The organism is Streptomyces recifensis (assembly GCF_002154615.1).
Taxonomy (GTDB): Bacteria; Actinomycetota; Actinomycetes; order Streptomycetales; family Streptomycetaceae; genus Streptomyces; species Streptomyces griseoluteus.
The window spans coordinates 1-579 of sequence record NZ_MUNH01000847.1; the positions used below are offsets into that span (position 1 = coordinate 1).

Below are 579 nucleotides of genomic sequence, written 5' to 3' on the forward strand. Positions count from 1 at the left end.
CCTCGACGCGGTCGGCGAGGACGGCCCAGAAGGCGACCAGGTTGGCGTCGATGCCGGAGTGCGGCTGGACGTAGGCGTGCCGGGCGCCGAAGAGCTCGCGGGCGTGCTCGGCGGCGAGGGACTCGACGGTGTCGACGTTGCGGCAGCCGGCGTAGAAGCGGCGGCCGACGGTGCCCTCGGCGTACTTGTCGCTGAACCAGTTGCCCATCGCCAGCAGGGTGGCCGGGGAGGCGTAGTTCTCGGAGGCGATCAGCTTGAGCATCTCGCGCTGGTCGTGGACCTCCTGGCCGATCGCGTCGGCGACGCGGGGCTCGACCGCGCGGATGACGTCGAGCGCGGCGCGGTAGGCGGTGGTCTCGGCGGAGCCGGACGGGGTGGGGTTCTCGGGCATGGGGGCCTCCGGACAGGGCGTCGGTGTGTCGTCGTGTTCGGTTCGGCCCAGGCGCACGGCACTGACTCCCGGGCCGCTCCCCGATGGTCCGTCCCATCCCAGCGCGCCAGTCACGGCCCACGACCAGCGTACCGGCCGTGGGCGAGGGGCGCGGGCCGGTCCGAGGAGCGGACGGGGGCAGGGAGGCG

At 74.1% G+C, this 579-nt stretch carries 1 pseudogene and 1 riboswitch; the pseudogene reads right to left on the minus strand.

Going from position 1 to position 579, the window contains the following annotated elements:
* A pseudogene (locus CCN33_RS30285) lies at positions 1-391 on the minus strand (glycine hydroxymethyltransferase); the annotation flags it as partial.
* 38 nt (positions 392-429) lie between these two features.
* Positions 430-515: riboswitch (ZMP/ZTP riboswitch) on the minus strand.
* Between the last annotated feature and the right edge of the window lie 64 nt (positions 516-579).